This window comes from Caballeronia sp. GAWG1-5s-s, assembly GCF_023631445.1.
Taxonomy (GTDB): domain Bacteria; phylum Pseudomonadota; class Gammaproteobacteria; order Burkholderiales; family Burkholderiaceae; genus Caballeronia.
In genome coordinates this window covers 432,714-451,163 of the sequence record NZ_JALQDC010000003.1, presented here as the reverse complement: position 1 = coordinate 451,163, position 18,450 = coordinate 432,714, and the positions used below count along the sequence as shown (strand labels likewise).

16 protein-coding genes and 1 tRNA gene are annotated in these 18,450 nt (G+C 66.5%); 12 read left to right on the top strand and 5 right to left on the bottom strand.

Annotation, left to right across the window (positions count from 1 at the left end; genetic code table 11):
* Positions 1–62 precede the first annotated feature (62 nt).
* Genes NCR34_RS04545 through NCR34_RS04535 form a run of 3 tightly spaced genes read left to right on the top strand, consistent with a single transcriptional unit; the run spans position 63 to position 3,333 of the window.
* Positions 63–1,673: a UbiD family decarboxylase gene (locus NCR34_RS04545; RefSeq protein WP_250499190.1), complete on the top strand. Its 1,611-nt coding sequence runs from the start codon at positions 63–65 to the stop codon at positions 1,671–1,673.
* Positions 1,670–2,665 carry an asparaginase gene (locus NCR34_RS04540; protein ID WP_250499189.1) on the top strand — a complete coding sequence of 332 codons (996 nt, stop codon included), beginning with the start codon at positions 1,670–1,672 and terminating at the stop codon, positions 2,663–2,665. Before NCR34_RS04545 ends, NCR34_RS04540 begins: the two co-directional genes overlap by 4 nt.
* Complete coding sequence (locus tag NCR34_RS04535; protein WP_248321648.1) at positions 2,662–3,333, top strand: LysE family translocator; 672 nt, start codon at positions 2,662–2,664, stop codon at positions 3,331–3,333. Before NCR34_RS04540 ends, NCR34_RS04535 begins: the two co-directional genes overlap by 4 nt.
* A 9-nt stretch (positions 3,334–3,342) precedes the next feature.
* Here the strand turns inward: NCR34_RS04535 and NCR34_RS04530 are convergent, their stop codons facing one another.
* Together NCR34_RS04530 and NCR34_RS04525 are read right to left on the bottom strand one after the other, a co-directional pair.
* The gene (locus NCR34_RS04530) at positions 3,343–4,308 is read right to left on the bottom strand and encodes a threo-3-hydroxy-L-aspartate ammonia-lyase (RefSeq protein WP_250499188.1); all 966 of its coding nucleotides are present in this window, start codon (positions 4,306–4,308) and stop codon (positions 3,343–3,345) included.
* Positions 4,309–4,437: 129 nt separating this feature from the next.
* Positions 4,438–4,758 carry a hypothetical protein gene (locus tag NCR34_RS04525; RefSeq protein ID WP_250499187.1) on the bottom strand — a complete coding sequence of 107 codons (321 nt, stop codon included), beginning with the start codon at positions 4,756–4,758 and terminating at the stop codon, positions 4,438–4,440.
* A 1,216-nt stretch (positions 4,759–5,974) separates the two neighbouring features.
* Between NCR34_RS04525 and NCR34_RS04520 the strand changes: the two genes are divergently transcribed.
* The 3 genes from NCR34_RS04520 (at position 5,975) to trmB (ending at position 7,538) form a co-directional block, all read left to right on the top strand.
* Positions 5,975–6,535 (top strand): YggT family protein, encoded by a 561-nt coding sequence (locus tag NCR34_RS04520; RefSeq protein WP_248321645.1) that lies wholly within the window; start codon positions 5,975–5,977, stop codon positions 6,533–6,535.
* A gap of 62 nt (positions 6,536–6,597) precedes the next feature.
* Positions 6,598–6,672 (top strand) — tRNA-Gly (locus tag NCR34_RS04515).
* 116 nt (positions 6,673–6,788) lie between these two features.
* Entirely contained in the window at positions 6,789–7,538 is a 750-nt protein-coding gene (trmB, locus tag NCR34_RS04510; protein ID WP_250499186.1) for a tRNA (guanosine(46)-N7)-methyltransferase TrmB, read from the top strand.
* A gap of 68 nt (positions 7,539–7,606) precedes the next feature.
* Here trmB and NCR34_RS04505 read toward each other — a convergent pair whose 3' ends face one another.
* From NCR34_RS04505 to NCR34_RS04495, 3 genes are all read right to left on the bottom strand, one after another.
* A complete protein-coding gene (locus NCR34_RS04505; protein ID WP_250499185.1) occupies positions 7,607–8,440 on the bottom strand; it encodes an undecaprenyl-diphosphate phosphatase in 834 nt (277 codons plus the stop codon).
* Positions 8,441–8,501: 61 nt separating this feature from the next.
* Positions 8,502–9,089: a DUF1439 domain-containing protein gene (locus NCR34_RS04500; protein WP_250499184.1), complete on the bottom strand. Its 588-nt coding sequence runs from the start codon at positions 9,087–9,089 to the stop codon at positions 8,502–8,504.
* Between the two features lie 50 nt (positions 9,090–9,139).
* A complete protein-coding gene (locus tag NCR34_RS04495; RefSeq protein WP_250499183.1) occupies positions 9,140–9,421 on the bottom strand; it encodes a YkgJ family cysteine cluster protein in 282 nt (93 codons plus the stop codon).
* Positions 9,422–9,544: 123 nt separating this feature from the next.
* Between NCR34_RS04495 and hemN the strand changes: the two genes are divergently transcribed.
* The 6 genes from hemN to xdhC all read left to right on the top strand — a co-directional run bounded on the left by hemN (position 9,545) and on the right by xdhC (position 18,437).
* Entirely contained in the window at positions 9,545–10,927 is a 1,383-nt protein-coding gene (hemN, locus tag NCR34_RS04490; RefSeq protein WP_250499182.1) for an oxygen-independent coproporphyrinogen III oxidase, read from the top strand.
* 247 nt (positions 10,928–11,174) lie between these two features.
* Entirely contained in the window at positions 11,175–12,554 is a 1,380-nt protein-coding gene (locus NCR34_RS04485) for an amidase (protein ID WP_250499181.1), read from the top strand.
* 141 nt (positions 12,555–12,695) lie between these two features.
* Positions 12,696–13,214 carry a disulfide bond formation protein B gene (locus NCR34_RS04480; protein ID WP_250499257.1) on the top strand — a complete coding sequence of 173 codons (519 nt, stop codon included), beginning with the start codon at positions 12,696–12,698 and terminating at the stop codon, positions 13,212–13,214.
* A gap of 243 nt (positions 13,215–13,457) precedes the next feature.
* Positions 13,458–14,984: a xanthine dehydrogenase small subunit gene (gene xdhA, locus NCR34_RS04475; protein ID WP_250499180.1), complete on the top strand. Its 1,527-nt coding sequence runs from the start codon at positions 13,458–13,460 to the stop codon at positions 14,982–14,984.
* Positions 14,981–17,374, top strand: a complete 2,394-nt coding sequence (gene xdhB / locus NCR34_RS04470) for a xanthine dehydrogenase molybdopterin binding subunit (protein WP_250499179.1) — start codon at positions 14,981–14,983, stop codon at positions 17,372–17,374. Before xdhA ends, xdhB begins: the two co-directional genes overlap by 4 nt.
* A gap of 46 nt (positions 17,375–17,420) precedes the next feature.
* Positions 17,421–18,437 carry a xanthine dehydrogenase accessory protein XdhC gene (gene xdhC, locus NCR34_RS04465; RefSeq protein ID WP_250499178.1) on the top strand — a complete coding sequence of 339 codons (1,017 nt, stop codon included), beginning with the start codon at positions 17,421–17,423 and terminating at the stop codon, positions 18,435–18,437.
* Positions 18,438–18,450: the final 13 nt, after the last annotated feature.

The following is an 18,450-nucleotide window of genomic DNA, read 5'->3' as shown; positions in this document are numbered from 1 at the left end:
GCGCGCAGCCGTCCCGCCCGCCCCGCTCCATGTAGCGGCCTCGAGTCCTCGTCCGACCATCGATGAAATATAAAGATCTGCGCGACTTCACCGCCCGCCTCGAAGCGCTCGGTGAACTGCGCCGCATCCGGCAGCCTGTCTCCCCCGTCCTGGAAATGACCGAACTATCCGACCGCGTGTTGCGCGCGGGCGGCCCGGCGCTGCTTTTCGAAGCGCCGACCGGTCACAGCATGCCGGTGCTCGCGAACCTTTTCGGCACGACGCGGCGCGTGGCGCTCGGCATGGGCATCGAAACGGAGCCACAGACCGGCGCCGATGCGAGCCTCGGCAGCGATACCGCCGCGCTCAGTTCGCTGCGCGATATCGGCAGGCTGCTGTCCGCGCTGAAGGAGCCGGAGCCGCCGCGCGGCCTGAAGGACGCCGGCAAGCTGCTCTCGCTCGCCAAGGCCGTGTGGGACATGGCGCCCAAGTCGGTGGGCGCGCCGCCTTGCCAGGAGATCGTGTGGGAAGGCGGCGACGTGGACCTCGCGCGCCTGCCGATCCAGACCTGCTGGCCGGGCGACGCCGGACCGCTGCTCACGTGGGGCCTTACCGTCACGCGCGGCCCGGACAAGACGCGGCAGAACCTCGGCATCTATCGGCAGCAACTCATCGGGCGCAACAAGCTCATCATGCGCTGGCTCGCGCATCGCGGCGGCGCGCTCGATTTCCGCGAGTTCGCGCTCGCCAATCCGGGCAAGCCGTATCCGGTGGCGGTCGTGCTGGGCGCGGACCCGGCCACCATTCTCGGCGCGGTCACGCCGGTTCCCGATACGCTTTCGGAGTATCAGTTCGCGGGCCTTCTGCGCGGTTCGCGCACCGAGCTCGCGAAGTGCCTGACGCCGGGCGTCGATACGTTGCAGGTCCCGGCGCGTGCCGAGATCGTGCTCGAAGGCTTCATCTATCCGCAGGAAGGCGCGATGCCACCCGCGCCGGAAGGCGCGCCGCCGCGTCCGTCGACAGGCGCCGCCGCGCGTTACGAACACGCGCTCGAAGGTCCGTACGGCGATCACACCGGCTATTACAACGAGCAGGAGTGGTTTCCGGTCTTCACCGTCGAAAAAATCACGCTGCGCCGCGACGCGCTCTTCCACTCGACCTACACCGGTAAGCCGCCCGACGAACCCGCGGTGCTCGGCGTCGCGCTCAATGAAGTCTTTGTGCCGCTCTTGCAGAAGCAGTTTCCCGAGATCACGGACTTCTATCTGCCGCCGGAAGGGTGCAGCTATCGCATGGCCATCGTGCAGATGAAGAAGAGCTACGCCGGTCACGCCAAGCGCGTGATGCTCGGCGTCTGGAGTTTCCTGCGGCAGTTCATGTATACGAAGTTCATCGTCGTGGTAGATGAAGACGTCAACGTGCGCGACTGGAAGGAAGTGATCTGGGCGATCACCACGCGCGTCGATCCCACGCGCGACACCGTCATGGTCGACAACACGCCGATCGACTATCTCGACTTCGCGTCGCCGGTCGCGGGCCTCGGCTCGAAAATGGGACTCGACGCGACCAACAAGTGGCCGGGCGAGACCAACCGCGAATGGGGCCGCCCGATCACGATGGATGCGGCCGTCAAGCGGCGCGTCGATGCGCTGTGGACCGAAATCGGACTGGACAACGCGGGGAAAAACGCATGATCGCAGCGACCTTGTATCGGGGAAATGCAATCGAGAACACGCACGTCGCGCATGTCGCGGTGGTCGATGCCGCCGGCCGTCTGCTCTATTCGTTCGGCGATCCGCATCGCGTGACGCTGCCGCGCTCGGCGGCGAAGCCGGCGCAGGCGCTTGCCGTCATCGAAACGGGCGCGCTGGAACAGTTCGGCTTCGACGAAGCCGATCTCGCGCTGATGTGCGGCTCGCACAGCAGCGAGCCGCGCCACATCGAACGCGCCCGCGCGATGCTGGCCAAGTCCGGCGCGAGCGAGAGTGATCTGCGTTGCGGCGGCCATCCGCCGATATCGGACGCCGTGTACAAAGACTGGATTCGCCGCGATTTCACGCCGACGCCCGTGTGCAGCAACTGTTCCGGCAAGCACGCCGGCATGTTGGCGGGCGCGCGGGCCATGAACGCGGCGCTCGACGGCTATCACCTGCCGGAGCATCCGCTGCAGGCGCGCGTGAAGCACGCGACGGCGCAGGCAGTCGATCTGCCGTTCGGCGACGTGCTCTGGGCCATCGACGGATGCAATCTGCCGACGCCCGCTTTCCCGCTCGACCGCCTCGCTCGGCTCTACATGAAGATCGCCGGCGCGCCGGACGGCTCGCCGCTCGGACGCATTTATCGCGCGATGACGTCGCACCCCGAACTTGTAGCGGGCGAAGGACGCTTCTGCACGCGACTGATGCGGGCGTACGGCGGCGCGCTCGTCGGCAAGACGGGCGCGGACGCGAGCTATGCGATCGGCGTCAAGCGTCCGGAAGGCGCGCTCGGCATTGCGGTGAAGGTCGAGGACGGCAACACGAACGTGCTGCATGCGGTCGTCGCGCACGTGCTGGAATTGCTCGACATCGGCACGCGCGAGCAACGCGCCGCGCTCGACGATTTTCGTCACCCGCCGATGGTGAACACGATGGGCGTGCCGACCGGCCGGCTCGACGTGACGCTCGCGCTCACGGAGCACGCATGACGCATTCGTGGTCGTTGATGTCGGACGGCTTCTTCTTGTCGCTGTCGCTATGTCTGGATATCGGGATCGCCAACGTCGCGATCATTTCGCTCGCGCTGTCGCACGGGTTCAAGCCGGGGCTCGTGCTCGGCCTCGGGACGTGTTTCGGCGACCTGTTCTACGCCGCGCTGGCGCTGGCGGGCATGTCGGCGCTGCTGCAGTTCTCTGCGGTGCGGTGGGTCGTGTGGATCGGCGGGGCCATCGTGCTGCTGTTTCTCACGTGGAAGATGGCGCGCGAGGCGATGAACCCCGCGTCCGCGCCGCCCGTCGAGGGCGAAGCGGACACGCGCGCGCCGCGCCAAAGCCATCTCAAGAGCTTCCTGCGCGGATGTCTGCTCGCGGTTTCATCGCCGAGCGCGATTCTGTGGTTCGCGGCGGTCGGCGGCGCGCTGATCGCGAAAGCCGGGGCGACGAGCCCGATCAGCGCGTCGGTGTTTCTGCTCGGCTTCTTCTGCGGCGGACTCGGCTGGACGCTCTTCGTCTGCACGCTCGCCGCCCACGGCCGCAAGCGCGCCGGCACGCGCCTCTTACGCGCGTGCCATGTGATGTCCGCCGTGCTGTTCGCTTATTTCGCGTACAGCGTGATCGTCAACGGCTACCGCGATCTGATCGTGCACGCGGCGTCCTGACGGCCCGCTTCACGCGATGAACTGCGCGAAGCGCGCCAGGTCGACGTTGCCGCCGCTCACGATCACGCCTACGCGCTTGCCTTCCACCGGCACGACCTTCTGAAGCACGGCCGCTGCCCCCAGGCAGCCGGTCGGCTCGACGACCATCTTCATGCGCTCGGCGAAGAAGCGCAGCGTATCGACGAGTTGCGCGTCGCTCACCGTGACGATGCGCTCCACATGCTTGCGGATGATCGGGAAGTTGTATTCGCCGACGTGCGTGGACGCCGCGCCGTCGGCGATGGTGCGCGGCACCTCGATATGCACGATCTCGCCGCGCGCGAGCGACTGCTGCGCGTCGTTGCCCGCTTCCGGCTCGACGCCGATCACCTTGCACGAAGGCGAGAGCGCCGCCGCCGCGAGCGCGCAGCCCGCGATCAGCCCGCCGCCGCCGAGACACACGAAGAGATAATCGAGCGGCCCGGTTTCTTCGATCAACTCCTTCGCCGCCGTGCCCTGCCCCGCGATCACATGCGGATGGTCATACGGCGGAATCAGCGTCATGCCGCGCTCTTCGGCGAGCACGCGGCCAATCTCTTCGCGATTCTGCGTGTAGCGGTCATACGTGATGACTTCGCCGCCGTAGCCGCGCGTCGCGGCGATCTTCGCGGCGGGCGCGTCTTCCGGCATGATGATCGTCGCGCGAATGCCGGCGAGCTGGGCGGACAGCGCGATCGCCTGCGCGTGATTGCCCGACGAATACGTGATGACGCCGGCCGCGCGCTGAGCGTCGTCGAAATGCGAAAGCGCGTTGAACGCGCCGCGGAACTTGAAAGCGCCCATGCGCTGGAAGTTCTCGCACTTGAAAAAGAGCGACGCGCCGGCGATTTCGTCCGCCGTGCGGGACGTGAGAACGGGCGTGCGATGCGCGACGCCGTCTATGCGGCGGGCGGCATCGGCGACGTCATCGAAAGTCGGGGCAGGAAGTGGAAGCATCGGATGTGAAGTGGCGTCGGAAAAACGCCATTCTCGCCAGTTCCGAAGCGAATCGGAATAGCCAGTTTCATCGATGCCAAAGAAAAGCCCCTTGCGGGGCTCGGGCGGTCGATCGCGGAAAAGCGACTATTAGTGCCAGTGGCCGCGACCGTAGCCGTAACCGTGGCCATACGGATGGCCATAATACCCGTGCCGCCAATAAGGACGGCCGTAATAACCGTATCCATATCCGCCCACGACGACTGCCGGCGGCGGCCCATAGACGACAGGCGGAGGCGGCGCGACATAAACCGGCTGCGGCGGAGCGACATAAACCGGCGCCGGCGGCGCCTGATACACCGGATACGCCGGCACGCTGATACCGACCCCGACCGACACATGCGCTTGCGCCAGACTCGCGACACCCAGGCCGAGGGCGCCGGCGACCAACAAACTACCGAGCTTATTCACTTTGGTTCTCCTCGCCGCTTGAGGCCGACCGGTCCATCCGGTCGCGCGGCTGCGTACTCTGAATTTAGCGAAAAACGCGCGCGGCCGCTCGAGCCATTTGTTGCAAATTGCAAGGTCTGCGACTGGCGCTCGGGCAGGTTGGCGATGCCGCGGGCGAGGAGCAGTCCGAACGGCAAGGTAGAGGGCGCGCTGATGGTTTGTTTGCGTCGAGACAGCGTGCCGCTCGAGTAACGCATCTTTACAAATCAAATTAAAAGCCCCGCCGGACGGGCCGTCCGGCGGGGCTATGTATTGTGTCTCGACTCCTTTTGAGGCGATCAGCCTACTTTCACATAAGCGAATTCGCGCGTGACATTGGGCGGAACATACGCCCCGCCGATTACGACACGCGGTGTCAATCGCTTCTTCTGATCCCACCAGCGACGCCTTTGCGCCTGGCTCAAGAAACGCAGATGCTTTCGATAAGAGAAAATGCTCATGCGACCTCCGAACGTAGCGTTTTGAAAACGTCGAGGAAAGCAGCCGCTTAAAAGCGATGCGTTTCCGTTAATCACTCTTGTCTTTAGTATTCGCGCCCGGTTCGTTCATCAATGTTCGCAAAAGAACTAGAACACGCTAACCGCGTGCGGTGAACCACATAATCAGCAGAAAACATGCCATCGATTAAACGGCGCAAAGCCGAAAGATCCGTAACGGCGTCTGATTCAATCGTTTTCTGTCATCCTATGCTGCCATCTTTGCGTGAAACGCGCTCGCGCAAAACGTCGTGCGCCGGCAACATCAGGGTTTGCGGCAATGCGCGCGAGCATGCGCTATGCTTGCGATCGGCTTTCAGTCGACTGTGAGAGGAAACGCTCGTCGTTGTTCGACAACGCGCCCAAGCCGCCCCGCAGCCATGTTATGGTGACGTCCGGCGCCCCACCGGCATTGACGGTGGGCGGGGAATGCTAGGCGCCTTTCGCTCGCAAGAGAAAGAAATCGCGGCGCTCGCGGGCTCCGGCCCGAGCGCGACGACTTCACATGACATTCAGTCCAGAGAACGAACAATGATCAAGGTCACTCACTACGACTCGCGCGACGCAGCGTGCGCGTGCGCGGCGCCAAGCCAGCCTCAGTCCCGGCGGCCGTCTTAGCGGCTGCCAGCGTCGTCTGTTCCTTCGCTTTTCCCGACCCCGGCGCGGCCTTCTTGCCGCGCACGTTTTCCAGAGGACCCGAGATGTTCGGCGATATCGCCCGTTTTCTGCTCAATACCGTCTTCACTCTGTTCGGCGCGGCGCTGCTCCTGCGCGCGTGGATGCAGGTCGTGCGCATGCCGCCGTACAACCCGGTTTCGAATGCCGTCATGCAGGCGACCAACTGGATCGTGCTGCCGCTGCGCAAGATTCTGCCGGGCGGCAAGATCGACTGGGCCAGCATTGTCGCCGCCTATATCGCGGCGCTCGTCTATGTGACGTTGATGGTCTATCTCGCCGGCGTCGATCCGACGGTCATGCTGCCGATGCTCCTGCTCGTCGCGGCGCTGACGGTCGTCAAGTGGGCGCTCAACCTCATCATCTGGATGACGATTCTGATGGCGCTGCTTTCGTGGCTCAATCCGCAGTCGCCCGCGATGCCGCTGCTCTATCAGATCACCGCGCCGTTTCTCGATCCGCTGCGCCGCATCTTGCCGCGCTTGGGCGGCATCGATTTGTCGCCGATCCTGCTTTTCGTGATCGTGCAGGTGCTGCTGATGGTGGTGACGCGCGTCGCGGTTTCGATGACGCTCTTCGGCATCTGAGTGACGCCGCGCCGCCCGCGATTGCGCGGCGGCGCGCGTTGCGCTTACAATAGTCGGCTCACGCGGGCGTCGTATAATGGCTATTACCGTAGCTTCCCAAGCTACTGACGTGGGTTCGATTCCCATCGCCCGCTCCAGATTCACGAGCAACACATAAGCAGCAAATAAGCAGCAAACAAGCGAAAGCCGCCTTCCATACAGCGAGGCGGCTTTTTAGTTTCCGCGCGACGCTTCTTCGCCTTCCGATCCCGCCATGAACGACCAATCCCACGATTCCCACGATGACGACGCGCATGCCGCCGGTGAGCGTACCGAGAGTGCGGCATCGCAGCCGCTGCATCATCGGCGCATTCGCAGTTTCGTGACGCGCGCGGGCCGCGTTTCGCCGGGCCAACAACGCGCGATGGACGAACTGGGTCCGCGCTTTGTCGTGCCGTACGCGCCGGAACTCGCCGACTGGGACGCCCTCTTCGGCCGGCAGGCGCCGCGCGTGCTGGAGATCGGCTTCGGCATGGGCGCGACGACGGCGGAAATCGCGGCCGCGCGCCCCGGCGACGACTTCATCGGCGTCGAAGTGCATGAGCCGGGCGTCGGCGCGCTGTTGAAGCTGATCGGCGAGCAGCAGCTCGGCAACATCCGCATCCTCCAGCACGACGCGGTCGAGGTGCTCGAACACATGATCGCGCCCGCGAGTCTCGACGGCGTGCACATCTACTTTCCCGATCCGTGGCACAAGGCGCGGCACCACAAGCGCCGGCTCATCCAGCCGAAGTTCGTCTCGCTCCTGAGCTCGCGCGTGAAGCCGGGCGGCTACCTGCATCTCGCGACCGACTGGCAGAACTACGCGGAGCAGATGCTCGACGTGTTTTCGGCGGAACCGACGCTCGAAAATACGGCGGACGGCTACGCGCCGCGTCCGGATTACCGGCCGGTGACGAAGTTCGAGCGCCGCGGCTTGCGGCTCGGACACGGCGTCTGGGATCTGCTCTTTCGCCGCAAGTAAGTCGCGCTGACAAACGACAACGCCACGGCTAGCCGTGGCGTTGTCGTTTGTGCGGCAATCAAGCCGGATCAGTCCGCCCAGCTCAACCCGCCGCTATAGCCGACGATCAGAATCAGCAGCCCGAAGCCGATGCGATACCACGCGAATGCCGTGAAGTCGTGCGAGGCGACGTAACGGAGCAGCCATCGCACGCAGATAAAGGCGCTCACGAACGCCGATACGAGCCCGACGGCAAAGAGCCCGAGGTCGTTCACAGTGAGCGCGCGCCAGTACTTGGCCATCTCGTAGAGCGTCGCGCCGAAGATGATCGGAATGGCGAGGAAGAACGAGAATTCGGTGGCCGCGCGGCGCTCCAGCCCGAACAGCATGCCGCCGATGATCGTCGCGCCCGAACGCGAGGTGCCGGGAATCAGCGCGAGGCATTGCGCGAGGCCGACTTTCAGCGCATCGGCGTACGAGAGGTCATCGACCGAATGCACGCGTGGCGGCGCCCCGCGATCGCGCTGACGCGCCTCCGCCCACAAAATCACGATCCCGCCGACGATCAGCGCGACCGACACCGGCACCGGCGAGAACAGCACCGACTTGATCTTCTTTTCGAGCAAGAGGCCCAAGACGATGGCCGGAATCGTCGCGATGATGACGTTGATCGCAAAACGCCGCGCGTCCGGACGGCTGCCGAGGCCGCCTACCACGGAGCCGATCTTGCCGCGGTATTCCCAGCAGATCGCGAGGATCGCGCCGAACTGAATGACGACATCGAACGTCTTGGCTTGCGCGTCGGTGAAATTGAGCAGACTGCCCGCGACGATCAAGTGCCCCGTGCTCGACACCGGCAGAAACTCCGTCAAGCCTTCCACGACGCCCAGCACGAGCGCCTTCACCATCAGAATCCAGTCCATCCGTCAGCCCTTGTTCGCTTTTTTGCTGCAGGTGTGGAGCACTGCGCGCCGAGATTTCGAATCACTTCTCGACAATCTGAACGCGTATGCCGTTTGTAAGGACTGTGATTGTACCGGGTTCGTAAGACACGCCCGCAAATTGCAGCTCTTCCGGCTTGAACGTGTAGATCGGATAGCGGTCGAGCAATTGCGCGGCGAGCAGCGCGCCGGCCGCCGCGATTTGTTGGTTGTACTGGGCAGCGTCGCCGGTTAGCTGCGAGTCGTCAACTGTCGGCGAGACGAGCACGACGGAGCGGCTCGGGGCGTCGTAGGCCAGTTGCGTCGACAACGTGAATGCGCCGTTCACCGGGTTCGGCATGAAAGGCGTGGACAGCCGCGCGTCCACGCGCACCGTCACGCGATTGCGGTCCGCCGCCATGCCGACCACAGGATTGCTCAGCACGACATCGAAAATCTGCCGCGCGGTGCGTTCCAGCGGAAACTTGCGCGCGACCGCTTCCTGCACCTGCTTTTGCGAAAATGTGTAGTGGTCCGGAATAAACGGAAAGATGGATGCGGCATGCGCCGTCGATACGAGCGCGAGTGCCGGCCACGCGGCGAGCGCGCCCAGCAGCAACCGGCGCCTGAGCGGCGCGACGGGTCGTGGCATGCGGGAATCTCCTCTACTAGATGTCGTGACGGTGCTTGGACAAACGAAGTTCATTGCGGTTGCGTGTCGATTTCGAGCCGCGTGAGCCACTGAACGGCGTGCTCGCGCGTCTCGCCGCACATCTCGGCGGACGGCTGCAGGCCGCCGCAACACGCGGGCCGGCGCGGATCGCCGAAGATCTTGCAGCGCAGGTCATCGTCGAGCTGGACGCACCGCTCGCCCGCGCGCTTGCCGTTGGGCATGCCGGGAATGGCGCTCGTGATGGACGGCGCGATGCAGCACGCGCCGCATCGTTCGCGGCAGGCATGAGGGGACGAAGACGGAATTGACATGGCAAAAACGAGACAGCGGACGATCCTCCATTCTCCCATGCCAGGCCAAAGCGGCTGCGACGTTATCACGCAAGGCGCGCGCGCACGCGCCCGCGTAAGATCGCCGCAACTCGAAGGCTGCCCATGACTCTCGCCGACACTATTTTTCGCCCGGACCTGCTCGCGCGTTACGACGCGCACGGCCCGCGCTACACGTCCTACCCCACGGCCGTCCAGTTCACGGAATCGTTCGATCCCGCGCACTACTACGAAGCCGCACGCCGAGGCGGCGCATCGGCGGATCTGTCGCTGTACTTCCACATTCCGTTCTGCGACACCGTCTGCTTCTATTGCGGCTGCAACAAGGTCGCGACGAAGAATCGCGCGCACGCCCGCCCGTATCTCGACCGCATGAAGCGCGAACTCGCGATGCAGGCCGCGTGCTTCGATACTCGCCGCCCCGTCACGCAGCTTCATTGGGGCGGCGGCACGCCGACTTTCCTCTCGCACGACGAGATGGCCGAGCTCATGGCCGCCACCGCCGAGCATTTCAACCTCGTGCCCGATGCGCGCGCCGAATATTCGATCGAAGTCGATCCGCGCGAAGCGTCCGCCGAAACCATCGCGGTGCTGCGCGAACTCGGCTTCAACCGGTTGAGTCTCGGCGTGCAGGACTTCGACGACCGCGTGCAGCGGGCCGTCAACCGCATCCAGCCGCGCGCGATGACCGAGGACGTGATGCACGCGGCGCGCGAGCACGGCTTCGAGTCGGTGAGCGTCGATCTGATCTACGGCTTGCCGCATCAGAGCGTCGAGAGCTTCACGCGCACGCTGGATTCGATCATCGCGCTCGCGCCGGACCGCGTCTCCGTGTTCGGCTATGCGCACATGCCCGCGCTCTTCAAGATGCAGCGTCAGATCGACGAAGCGGCGCTGCCTTCGGCCGCCGTGCGGCTCGCCATTCTGGAGCGCGTGATCGAGCGGATGAGCGATGCGGGCTACGTCTACATCGGCATGGACCATTTCGCGCTGCCCGGCGACGAACTCGCCCGCGCCTTTGAGGCCGGCACGCTCCAGCGCAACTTTCAGGGCTACAGCACGCATGCGGACTGCGATCTGATCGGCATCGGCGCGTCGTCCATCGGCAAGGTCGGCAACGTCTATGCGCAAAACGCGCGCGATCTCGCCGACTACGCAGCCGCCATCGACGGCGGGCGCTTCGCGATCCGGCGCGGCGTTCGCCTTTCCGCCGACGACCTCTTGCGCCGCGACGTCATCATGCGGCTCATGTGCGGCGGCGTCCTGCGGTTTGCCGACATCGAGCGGGAACACGGCATCGTCTTTGGCGACGCCTTCGCGGCGGAACTCGCGCGCCTCGCGCCGATGGCCGACGACGGCCTCATCGACATCACGCCGGACGCCATTCGCGTGCTGCCTGCCGGACGAATGCTCGTGCGCAACGTCGCGTCGGTGTTCGACCGCTATCTGGGACAGGCCAGCCTCCGGCGCTTCTCGCGGACCATCTAAGCGGGCGACTCGTCGCAGCCATCGCGTCAACGTCGCGTCGTGGTGGCGTCGGGGTGGCGTATTTCTTACTGCGCTGGCTTAGAATGACAGCCACCCTGGGCGTCCGGCTTCAGTTCGCCACGACCGCCCGCCCTTTCACCGCCGATGCGTCGCGCCCCCGCCCGCATCGGACCGCCGCCGGCACGATGAACGAAGCCCGCCGCACGCTTCGCCTGCGCCGCCGCCGGCAACGCCACTGCTCGATGCCATGCCGACCACTTCGCCGCAGTTCCCCCCGCTAGCCCTCCTCGCCGCAGAATTGAAGTGCGGCCGCACGACGAGCCGCGCGCTCGTCGAGACCGCGCTGGAACGGATCGCCGATCCCGACGGCCAGGGCTCGACCGTGTTCCTTCAGGTCGATGCCGAACACGCCCGCGCCGCCGCCGACGCCCACGACGCGCTGCGCCGCGCCGGCACGGTGCTCTCGCCGCTCGCGGGCATTCCGGTGTCCGTGAAAGATCTTTTCGATGTCGAAGGTCAGGTGACGCGCGCCGGATCGCGCGTGCTCGGGAACGCCGAGCCCGCCCGCGCCGATGCCGTCACGGTGGCGCGCCTGCGCCGCGCGGGCGCGGTGATCGTCGGACGCACGAACATGAGCGAGTTCGCGTTTTCGGGGCTCGGCCTGAATCCGCACTATGGGACGCCGCGCTCGCCGTACCGTGCGAACGTGCCGGACGACGCGCGCATTGCGGGCGGATCGTCGTCGGGCGCGGCGGCATCGGTCGCGGACGGCATGGCCGCCGTCGCGCTCGGCACCGATACCGGCGGTTCGCTGCGCATTCCCGCCGCGTTCTGCGGCCTGACCGGCTTCAAGCCGACCGCGAGCCGCATTCCGAAGCAAGGCGGCGTGCCGCTTTCCAGGACGCTGGATTCGTTCGGGCCGATCGGCGCGACGGTCGCGTGTTGCGCGCTCGTCGATCGCATTCTCGCGGGGCGCGAGCCGGACGTGCCCGCCACCCGCCCGCTCGACGGCGTGCGCCTCGGCGTGCTCACGAATTACGTGACGGACGGCGTGGAAGCGCCTGTCGCGCAGGCCGTGCAGGCGGCCGTCGATCATCTCGCCGCCGCGGGCGCGCTGGTGGAAGACGTGCGCTTCGCGCCGCTCGACCGTCTGCCCGAGATCAACCGCTTCGGGCTGGTGGCGATCGAGGCGTACGCGTGGCATCGCAAGCTGATTGCCGAGCATGCCGGCGAATACGATCCGCGCGTGCTCGCGCGTCTGATGCGCGCGGAAACCGCGAGCGCCGCGGACTATATCGAACTGTGCGAGGCGCGCGCCGCGATGATCGAGGCCGCGCGCACGACGCTCTGGCAACGCTTCGACGCCATCCTCTGCCCGACGGTGCCCGTGCTGCCGCCGCGCATCGCCGATCTTGAAGCCGACGACGACCGCTTCGCGCGCACCAACGCGCTCGTGCTGCGCAACCCGACGACCTTCAATTTTCTCGATGCCTGCGCGCTGTCGCTGCCGTGCCACCGGCGCGGCGAGGCGCCGGTCGGCCTCATGCTCGCGGGCGCGCCGAACGCCGACGACACGCTGCTGTCCATCGGCCGCGCGGTCGAAGCCGTGCTGGAGACGACGCGCTGACACGCCGCATCGTTCACGAAAAACGCGGCTGTGTTTCGCGCCGGGCGATCGCGCTAGAATTCCTGCGCGATGCCGGCCCGGTCAGGTGCTTCCTTCTCGAAACGTTGCGAAATAATGAACAACCATTTACATCAATTCACGATGCACGAGGACGACCGCGCGCTGCGCCGCGAGCGGCGGCTTCTGACGCTGCTGGGCTTCGTATGTCTCGGGCTCGTCGCGGGGGCGCTGTATCTGCAGTTCTTCCGTGGCGAAGACCCCTGTCCGCTTTGCATCATCCAGCGCTATTTCTTCGTGCTGATTGCGGTGTTCGCGTTTCTCGGCGCGGGCTTCAACGGCTGGCGCGGCGTCGCGCTGCTGGAGGCGCTCGTCGCGCTTTCGGCGCTCGGCGGGCTGGCCACGGCCGCGCGGCACGTCTACATTCAGGCGAATCCCGGCTTTAGCTGCGGCTTCGATGCGTTGCAACCCGTCGTCGACAGCCTGCCGCCCGCGCGCTGGCTGCCGCAAGTCTTCAAGGTGGCGGGGCTTTGCGAGAGCGCTTATCCGCCGATTCTCGGGCTCTCGCTGCCGCAGTGGTCGCTGGTCGCGTTCGCCATCATCTTCGCGCTGGTTGCGTTGAGCCTCCGGTCGAGGCGCAAAACGCGGGCGGCGGCGCTCTAACTGCGTTCGGCGCGGGCGTTTGCGTCCCGCGCGTCTTGCCTTTCTCTCGCATTTCACTTCCCCGCATCACCGCTTCCGCATAATCTGAATACGATCCCAAAAATATTTTTGGGATATTGCGGTGCTATGGTCGAGGCTGGATGGCGATCTACGTGCGCGCAGTCCGCGCTGCATGCCCGAACTTCGGGATGCGGGCGGAAACCGCGTAACGCGCGCCTGGTCCGCAATGTCCCTGCCCGGCTCATGACAACGCACACCATCCGCTTCCTGCACCGCGGCGCCGTCCGCGACATCGCCGATACGCCCGCCACGCGCACCGTGCTTCAGCATCTGCGCGCGAACGACTGCACCGGCACGAAAGAAGGCTGCGCCGAAGGCGATTGCGGCGCCTGCACCGTGGTCGTCGGCGAACTCGATTCAGCCGGCGAGCTCGCGCTCAAGGCCGTCAACGCGTGCATCCAGCTTCTGCCGACGCTCGATTCGCGCGCGTTGTTCACCGTCGAAGACCTGCGCGGCGCCGACGGCGCGCTGCACCCGGTGCAGCAGGCGCTCGTCGATTGCCACGGCTCGCAATGCGGCTTCTGCACGCCGGGCTTCGTCATGTCGCTCTGGGCGCTGTATCACGCCCATCCGCGCGATGCCGGCCCGCCCTCGCGCGACGAGATCGCCGCCGCCATTTCCGGGAATCTGTGCCGCTGCACCGGCTACCGGCCGATCATCGATGCCGCCGAGCGCATGTTCGACTACCCGCCGCCGGCCTTCGACCGCGATGCGATCCGCGCGACGCTCGCCGGCCTGCGCCGCACGCAGACGCTCGAGTACCGCGCGCCGGACGCGCGCGGCGAAGCCTTCGGCATGTCGGCGTTTCTTGCGCCCGTCACGCGCGCCGAATTCGCCCGCCTTCGCGCAGCGAACCCGGACGCGCGGCTGCTCGCCGGCAGCACGGATATCGGCCTGTGGATCACCAAGCAGTTTCGCGATCTCGGCGACATTCTGTTCATTGGCAACGTCGAGGAACTGAAGCGCATTGAGCGCGACGCGCAGACGCTGACGATCGGCGCGGCGGCATCGCTCGAAGATGCGTACGCCGCGCTCACCGCCGATTACCCCGAGCTCGCCGAGCTATGGACGCGCTTCGCGTCGCGCCCGATCCGCAATGCCGGCACGCTCGGCGGGAACATCGCGAACGGCTCGCCGATCGGCGATTCGATGCCCGCGCTCATCGCGCTGAACGCCGAACTCGTGCTCCAACACGGCGACAAGACGCGCACGATGCCGCTCGACGCGTTCTACCTCGCGTATCAGAAGACCGCGCTTCAGCCGGGCGAATTCGTCGCGGCGATCCGCGTGCCGCGCCCGGGCTCGGACTTGCGGTTCCGGACGTACAAGGTGGCGAAGCGCTACGATCAGGACATCTCCGCCGTCTGCGCCGCTTTCGCGATCCGGCTGGACGACAGCCATCGCGTGACGAGCGCGCGGATTGGGTTCGGCGGCATGGCGGCGACGCCCAAGCGCGCGGCTCAGGCCGAAGCGGCGCTCATCGGCGCGCCATGGAGCGACGACACCGTGCGCGCCGCCATGAACGCGCTCGACGCCGACTTCCAGCCGCTCACCGACATGCGCGCATCGAGCGCGTATCGGGCGAAGGTGGCGCGCAACCTGCTGCGGCGCTTCCATCTGGAGACGCGCGCCGACGCGCCGCTCGCGCTGGCCCAAGTGAACGCGTTCGCGTACGCCGCGCATGCGTCGATCTCCGAGGAGCAGCCATGAACAAGGCGAGCGAACCGATCGCACTGGATGCCGCAGCCCGTCCCGCCAACGTGGACGCCGACGCTGCGGGCGCCGCGCTGCCGCACGAATCGGCGGCGCTGCATGTGAGCGGCGAGGCGATCTACACCGACGACATCCGCGAATTGCGCGGCACGCTGCACGCGGCGCTCGGGCTGTCGCGATACGCGCACGCGCGCATCGTCTCGATGAATCTCGATGCCGTGCGCGCCGCGCCCGGCGTGGTCGCCGTGCTGACCGCCGCCGACATTCGCGGCGAGAACAACTGCGGCCCGGTGCTGCACGACGACCCGATCCTCGCCGCCGACGAAGTGCAGTACCTCGGGCAGCCGGTGTTCGCGGTCATCGCAGAGACGCACGATCTGGCGCGCCGCGCCGCCGCGCTCGCCAAAAGCGACGATGTCGTGCGCTACGAGCCGCTCGAAGCCGTCCTGACGCCGCGCGAAGCCAAGGCGCGCAAGCAGTTCGTGCTGCCGCCGCTGCATCTGAAACGCGGCGATCCGGACGCGCGCATCGCGGGCGCGAAGCATCGCATTGCCGGGGAATTCGAGGTCGGCGGGCAGGAGCAGTTCTATCTCGAAGGCCAGGTGGCGTACGCGGTGCCGAAGGAATCGGACGGCATGCTCGTCTACAGCTCGACGCAGCATCCGAGCGAAATGCAGCAGGTCGTCGCGCACATGCTCGACTGGCCGACGCACGCGGTCGTGTGCGAATGCCGGCGCATGGGCGGCGGCTTCGGCGGCAAGGAATCGCAATCGGCGCTTTTCGCGTGCGTCGCGGCGCTCGCCGCGCATGTGCTGAAGCGCCCGGTGAAGCTGCGCGCCGATCGCGACGACGACTTCATGATCACCGGCAAGCGCCACGACGCGGTCTACGAATACGAAGCGGGATTCGACGACGACGGGCGCATCGTCGGCGCGCGCGTCGAGATCGCGCTGCGGGCCGGCTATTCGGCGGACTTGTCGGGCGCGGTGGCGACGCGCGCCGTGTGCCACTTCGACAACGCGTATTACTTAAGCGATGTCGATATCCGCGCGTTCTGCTGCAAGACGAACACGCAGTCGAACACGGCGTTTCGCGGCTTCGGCGGCCCGCAAGGCGCGCTCGTGATGGAAGTGATGCTCGATGAAATCGCGCATCGGCTGAAGCGCGATCCGCTCGACGTGCGGCGCGCGAACTACTACGGCATCGACGAGCGCAACGTCACGCCGTACGGCCAGACGGTCGCGGACAACGTGCTCGCCCCGCTCACCGACGACTTGATCGCATCCAGCGATTACCACGCGCGCCGGCAAGCGATCGCCGCGTTCAACGCGACGAACGACGTGCTCAAGCGCGGCATCGCGTTCACGCCAGTCAAGTTCGGCATCTCGTTCAACGTGCCGTTTCTGAATCAGGCCGGCGCGCTCGTGCACGTCTACAAGGACGGCTCGGTGCTCGTCAATCATGGCGGCACGGAAATGGGCCAGGGGCTCAACACGAAGGTCGCGCAAGTGGTGGCGAGCGTGCTCGGCATCGGCCTGGCGCGCGTGCGGGTGACGGCCACCGATACGTCGAAGGTCGCGAATACGTCGGCGACGGCGGCATCCACCGGAAGCGATCTCAACGGCAAGGCGGCCGAAGCGGCGGCGCTGACCATCCGCGAGCGCCTCGCGGAACTGGCCGCGAAGCAGCTCGGCGGCGCAGCCGCGGACGTGCGCTTTCACGGCGGCGTGGTCGAGGCGAACGGCGGGCAGATGCCGTTCGATCAACTCGTCTCGGCGGCGTATCTGGCGCGCGTGCAGTTGTGGTCCGACGGCTTCTACGCGACGCCCAAAGTGCATTGGGACGCGAAGACGCTGACCGGACATCCGTTCTACTACTTCGCGTACGGCGCGGCGGTGTCGGAGGTCGTAATCGACACGCTCACCGGCGAATGGAAGTTGCTGCGGGCCGACGTGCTTCACGACGCGGGGCGCTCGATCAATCCGGCCATCGACCTGGGACAAGTGGAAGGCGGGTTCATTCAGGGCATGGGCTGGCTCACGACCGAGGAGCTGTGGTGGAACCGCGACGGACGTCTGATGACGCACGCGCCTTCCACCTACAAGATTCCCGCCGTCAACGACACGCCCGCCGCGTTCCACGTCGCGCTCTTTCGCGGCGCGGGCAACGAGAACGTCGAGCCGACTATCTTCCGCTCCAAGGCGGTCGGCGAGCCGCCGCTGTTGCTCGCGTTTTCGGTGTTGCTCGCGATCCGCGCGGCCATCGCGGGCGCTTCGCCTGACGCGCCCGACGCGCCGAAGCTGCGCGCGCCCGCCACGCCCGAAGCGATTCTCGACGCGCTCGCTTCCGTCGCCGCCGAGGCTCAGTCCGCCGCCCCGGTAAACTAGCGCCTGCGACGACGCAATAACCCGATCCTCTCCCGGAGCCTCATCCATGCAACTTTGGCTGAACGACCTGCAACACCTGCTCGCGCACGGCGACGCCGTCGTGCTCGTGACGGTCGCGCGTGTCGAAGGCTCCGCGCCGCGCGAGCCGGGCACGAAGATGATCGTGACGCGCGAGGATGCCCGCTACACCATCGGCGGCGGCCATCTCGAGTGGAAGGCGATCGAAACCGCCCGGCAAGTGCTGAAGGACGGCATGCGCAGCCCGCGCATGCGCCGGCTCGAACGTTTCGCGCTCGGTCCGAGCCTCGGCCAGTGCTGCGGCGGCGCGGTCGTGCTCGCCTTCGAGCGGCTCGACGTATCGGACCTGAACTGGGTGACTTCGCTCGCCAAACGCACGGCGGCCGGGCTTTCGACGGTGCGCAGCGTCTCCTTCGCGCCGATGCCCGACGCCGTGATGCTGTCCGATCCCGAGCCGGGCGCCGACACCGCCGACTGCCTGTTGTGGGACGGCGCCGGCTTCGACGAGAGCGGCGCGCTGCTCACCGAAACCATCGCGCCGCGCGACTTTCAGGTGGTGCTGTTCGGCGCGGGTCACGTGGGCGCCGCGCTCGTGCGCGTGCTCGCCACGCTGCCCTGCCATGTGCGATGGGTCGACGAGCGCGACGCCGCGTTTCCGGCCGCGCAGTTCGTGCCGGACAACGTGACGATCGAGCCGAACGACGCGCCCGACGAAGCCGTCGACAACGCGCCGCCGGGCACGTACTTCATCGTCATGACGCACAACCATGCGGTGGATCTCGTGCTGGCCGAACGCATTCTCGCGCGCGGCGACTTCGCGTTCTTCGGCATGATCGGCTCGCACACGAAGCGCCGGCAGTTCGAGCACCGGCTCGCGGCGCGCGGCATCGACCCCGCGCGCATCGCGAGAATGGTGTGTCCGATCGGCATCGACGGCATCGTCGATAAAGCGCCCGAAGTGATCGCCGTCGCAGCAGCCGCCCAACTGCTGCAGGCGGTGGAAGCGCGTGCCGAACTCTCCGCGTCGTCGCAACAGACCGCTTGACCCCGAGCGGAAG